The following is a 4,683-nucleotide window of genomic DNA, read 5'->3' on the forward strand; positions in this document are numbered from 1 at the left end:
CGCCTGATGCCGCCGGCGCGTGCCCGCGGTACCGCGTCCAGCAGCGCGCGCGTGTAGGGATGGGCAGAGTGCGCGAACAAATCATCCGGCCGCCCCTGCTCGACGATCCGCCCCAGATACATTACCGCGATCTCGTCGCAGAGCAGATCGACCACCGCGAGGTCGTGACTGATCAGGATGTAGCTCAGGCCGAATTCGTCCTGCAGGTCCTGCATCAGGTTGAGCACCTGCGCCTGCACCGAAACGTCGAGCGCGGAGACCGGCTCGTCGGCGACGATCAGCTTCGGCTGGGTGATCAGCGCCCGGGCAATCGCAATGCGCTGGCGCTGGCCGCCGGAGAACTCGTGTGGGAACTTGTCCATGTCGGCGTCGCGCAGCCCGACCTGCCGCAGCACTTTGGCGACACGCTCACGCAGGCTCGTGCGATCGATGCGCCCGAGCGCCGTCAACGGTTCGGCAACGATGCGCACGATGGTCTGCCGCGGATCGAGCGAACCATAGGGATCCTGGAACACCATCTGGAAATCGTGGCGGGCACGACGCAGCTCATCCGGCGGCATCTGATTGACGTCGCGGCCCATCAGCACGACCTGCCCCGACGACGGCCGCTCCAACGCCATCACCAGCCGCGCCAAGGTTGATTTGCCCGAACCGGACTCGCCGACGACGCCGAGGCTCTTGCCCGGCATCACCCGCGCCGTGACGCCGTTGAGCGCGTGCACCTGCGCCGCCGGCTTGAACAGGCTTTCCCGCGGCAATGTGTAACGTTGCGCGAGATCCTTCACCTCGAGCAGCGGCGTTCCGGGCGCGGGCGATGCATGGTCCGGCGCCGTCATGCGCTGCTACCCCCGGCGCCCATCGAAACGTCGGTCCTGATACAACGCACGCCATGCGCCGCGCCGACATCGACCACGGCCGGCAGCGCCGCGCGGCAACGCGCTTCGACAATCGCGCAGCGGTCGGCGAAGGTGCACCCCGCGGGCAGGTCGGCCAGCTCCGGCACGGTGCCGGCGATGGTCTTGAGCCGCGTCCCCTTGCGGGCGCCGAGCCGCGGCCGGGCGCGGAACAGGCCCTGCGTATAGGGGTGGCCCATCCGCGCAAATACGGCATCGGTGGCGCCGCTTTCGACGACGGTGCCGCCATACATCACCATCATGCGATCGACGTTCTCGGCGATCACGCCGAGATCGTGCGAGATCAGGATCATCGACATGCCGCGTTCCTCGACCAGGCCTGCGATCAGATCGAGGATCTGGCCCTGGATCGTGACGTCGAGCGCGGTGGTCGGCTCGTCCGCGATCAGCACGTCGGGCTGGCAGGCCAGTGCCATCGCGACCGTGATGCGCTGGCGCTGGCCGCCGGAAAACTGATGCGGATAGGCATCGACCCGCTTCGCCGCATCAGGCAGGCCGACGCGATCGAGCAACGCGATCGCCTCCAGCTGCGCCTCCGCCGCCGAGACGCCGGTATGGCGCCGCAAGGGCTCGGCGACCTGGTGCCCGATCGTATGCATTGGATTGAGCGCGGTCATCGGCTCCTGGAAGATCATGCTGATGCGGTTGCCGCGCAGCTTGCAGTAGGCCGCGTCCGGCAGGCCGATGAGCTCCGCGCCATCGAGCCGGATGCTGCCGCTGATCACGGCGCTCTCCGGCAGCAGCCCCATCAGGGCCAGCGCCGTAACCGACTTGCCGCAACCGGATTCGCCGACCAGTCCAAGCGTCTCGCCGCGGCGAAGCGCAAAATTGACACCACGCACGGCCTGCGCCGGGCCGCGGCTGGTGTTGAGCCGGACGCCCAGGTCCTTCACCTCGATCAGCGGCGCATCGCTCATGCTCAACGCTCCCGCGCCAGGCGGGGATCGAGCAGATCGCGCAAGCCGTCGCCGAGCAAATTGAGCCCGAGCACCGCGATCGCAATCGCAGCACCGGGATAGACGGCGAGCATCGGCGACTGGAACAGCAAGGTTTGCGCGTCGTTGAGCATGCGGCCCCAGGACGGTTGCGGCGGCTGGGTGCCGAGGCCGAGATAGGACAACGCGGCCTCGGCGAGGATCGCGAGCGCGAACTGGATCGTCGCCTGCACGATCAGGATCGACAGGATGTTCGGCAGCACATGCTCGATGGTGATGCGGAATGAGCCCTTGCCTGCCGCGCGCGCGGCGAGCACGAATTCGCGAGCCCAGATGGCATTGGCCGATCCGCGGGTGACGCGGACGAAGGTCGGGATCTGGAAGATCCCGATCGCGGTGATCGACGTCACCATGCCCGGCCCCGCGACCGCGGCCAGCATGATGGCCGACAGCACGGCGGGGAACGCGAAGGTGAAGTCGCTCATCCGCATGATGAGCTCCTCGGTCCAGCCCTTGCGCGCAGCCGCGATGAGGCCGAGGCAGACGCCGAAGCTCAGGCCGATGCCGACGGCGATGACGCCGACCATGATGGTGGAGCGCGCGCCGACCAGCAGCAGCGAGACGATGTCGCGGCCGAGCACGTCGGTGCCGAGCCAGTGCGCCGCCGACGGCGGACGCAGTTTTGACGCGATGTCGATGTCGGTGGCCGACCACGGCGTCCAGACCAGCGACAGCAGTGCTGCGCCGAGTACGATCAGGCTCAGCACCGCGCCCAGCACAAAACTGCGATGACGCAGCGCGCGGCGCCAGAAGCCGGTCACCGGCCTCGCGCCCGGTGCGATGGCCGACGTGGCGGCGGATGCGGTCAGCGGCGCGCTCACAGGTTGGACACCTTGATGCGCGGGTCGATGAAGGCATAGAGCATATCGACCACGAAATTGACTGTCACGACCATCGCCGCCAGCAGCATCACGCAGTTGCGCACCACGATCAGGTCGCGGTTGGCGATCGACTGGAAGATCAGCCGGCCGAGGCCCGGCAGGTAGAACACGTTTTCGATTACGATGGTGCCGGCCAGCAGATTGGCGAATTGCAGACCCATGACCGTCATCACCGGGATCATGGCGTTGCGCAGCACGTGGCGCCACAGCACCTCGCGCTTGCCGAGCCCCTTGGCGCGGGCAGTGCGGACGAAATCCTCGCGCAGCACCTCCAGCACGGCAGAGCGCGTGACGCGGGCAAGGATCGCTGCCTGCACCACGGCAAGCGAGATCGCCGGCAGCAGCAACGAGCGGATCCCGGGCCAGATGCCGTCATCCCAGCCGGCGAAGCCGCCGGCGGACAAGAGTTGCAGCTTCACCGAGAACAACAGGATCAACAGGATCGCGAACCAGAAGTTCGGTAGCGCGATGCCAACTTGAGTCAGCGACATCACCCCGACATCGCCGAGCTTGTTGTGATTGGCCGCAGTATAGATCCCGGCCGCGAGCGCCAGCACCACCGTGATCAGCATCGACATGATCGCGAGCGGGATGGTCAGCACCAGCCGCTCCGCGATCAAGCCGGCCACCGGCGTGCCATAGACGTAGCTGTTGCCGAGATCGCCGACCGCCATGCCCTTGATCCAGAGCAGATAGCGAACCGTGAGCGGCTGATCGAGCCCGAGCTTGACGGTGAGCGCACGCACCGCATCGGGCGAGGCGTCGGCGCCCATCAGCATCTGGGCGGCATTGCCGGGCAGCGCGTCGAGCACCAGGAAAATGATCAGCGAGGCCGCGAACAGCGTCGCCACCAGGGTCAGGACCCGCCGCAGGAAGAATACGCTCATGCCCGTTCGACGCGTGAGGAACAGGCTGCAGGTTTCAACATGTTCGCGAGCGAATGCAAGCCTTTCAAATGCAAGCCCTGCGCCGCACCATTCACGACGCGACGGCCGGCCAGCGGCCGAGCAGATCACTCGCCTGCTCGAACAGCGCCGCGACGCGCAGCAGTTCCGCGTCGGCCCGGAAGCGGCCGACCAGATGCAGGCCGATCGGCAGACCATCACCGCCGAAGCCCGCGGGGATGCTGACCGCGGGGTGCCCGGTCATGTTGAACAGCATGGTCCAGGGAAACCAGTGCGGGCGCACGCTGTCAAAGCTCTGGCCGTCGATGTCGATGGTGCCGAACAGATCCTGATCGATCCGCAGCGCCGTGCGGGTCAGGGTCGGCATCGCCAACAGGTCGCCGCGCGCGAGCAGCGATTGCACGCGGCGGAACAGCGCGGTTCGGTCGAACATCGCCTGCTGGTACTCCACGCCGCTGACCTGAGCGGCAAGCGCGAGCTGTTTCAGGAATGTCGGGCTGAGATCGTCGGGATGGTCGGCCGCGAGCTTCTCGAAGCGGGTGCGCCAGACCGTGTGGTTGATGGCGCGCCAGATCGGCTCGATGTCAAAGCCGTCGCCGGAGAATTCTTCCAGTTCCGCGCCGAGACTGGCCAGCCGGTCGAGGCTCCCCTTGAACGCAGCGGCGACATCGGACGTGACCGGACGTCCCGGCGGCGACAGGCAGAACAGCACCCGCCTTCCTCTGAGATCGCCGCGCGGCACCGCAAGATCGAGATAGTCAGGCACCGGCACGCCGATCGACCAGGGATCGGACGGATCCTCGCCGGCCATCGCCTGCATCATCAGCGCGGTATCGGCCACGCTGCGCGTGGTCGGCGTGACATAGGTCTGGTTGCCGAAGGCGTCCTGGACCTGGCTGTGCGGGATCACGCCGTTGCTCTGCTTGATCCCGACCACGCCGTTGCAGGCGGCGGGAATCCGGGTCGAGCCGCCGCCGTCGGTCGCGAC

Annotated in this window: 5 protein-coding genes; all 5 read right to left on the reverse strand. The window is 67.3% G+C overall.

Annotation, left to right across the window (positions count from 1 at the left end; genetic code table 11):
* Window positions 1-836: ATP-binding cassette domain-containing protein (locus tag H8A92_RS39560; RefSeq protein ID WP_229200673.1), on the reverse strand; the 836-nt coding region annotated here is incomplete at its 3' end.
* Window positions 833-1,831 carry an ABC transporter ATP-binding protein gene (locus H8A92_RS39565; protein WP_229200674.1) on the reverse strand — a complete coding sequence of 333 codons (999 nt, stop codon included), beginning with the start codon at window positions 1,829-1,831 and terminating at the stop codon, window positions 833-835. The genes H8A92_RS39560 and H8A92_RS39565, both read right to left, overlap by 4 nt.
* A 2-nt stretch (window positions 1,832-1,833) precedes the next feature.
* Window positions 1,834-2,730: an ABC transporter permease gene (locus tag H8A92_RS39570; protein ID WP_420831435.1), complete on the reverse strand. Its 897-nt coding sequence runs from the start codon at window positions 2,728-2,730 to the stop codon at window positions 1,834-1,836.
* Window positions 2,727-3,677 (reverse strand): ABC transporter permease, encoded by a 951-nt coding sequence (locus H8A92_RS39575; RefSeq protein ID WP_229200675.1) that lies wholly within the window; start codon window positions 3,675-3,677, stop codon window positions 2,727-2,729. The genes H8A92_RS39570 and H8A92_RS39575 overlap by 4 nt, the downstream gene beginning before the upstream one ends.
* Before the next feature lie 91 nt (window positions 3,678-3,768).
* Window positions 3,769-4,683, reverse strand: a 915-nt coding sequence (locus H8A92_RS39580) for an amidase (protein WP_229200676.1), incomplete at its 5' end; no start/stop codon positions are given.

The sequence above is a fragment of the Bradyrhizobium acaciae genome (assembly GCF_020889785.1).
Classification (GTDB): Bacteria; Pseudomonadota; Alphaproteobacteria; order Rhizobiales; family Xanthobacteraceae; genus Bradyrhizobium; species Bradyrhizobium acaciae.

Excerpts from the sequence above, each read along its gene's own strand:
- H8A92_RS39565 (WP_229200674.1), bottom strand. The coding sequence starts at position 1,831 with ATGAGCGATGCGCCGCTGATCGAGGTGAAGGACCTGGGCGTCCGGCTC.
- H8A92_RS39575 (WP_229200675.1), bottom strand. The coding sequence starts at position 3,677 with ATGAGCGTATTCTTCCTGCGGCGGGTCCTGACCCTGGTGGCGACGCTG.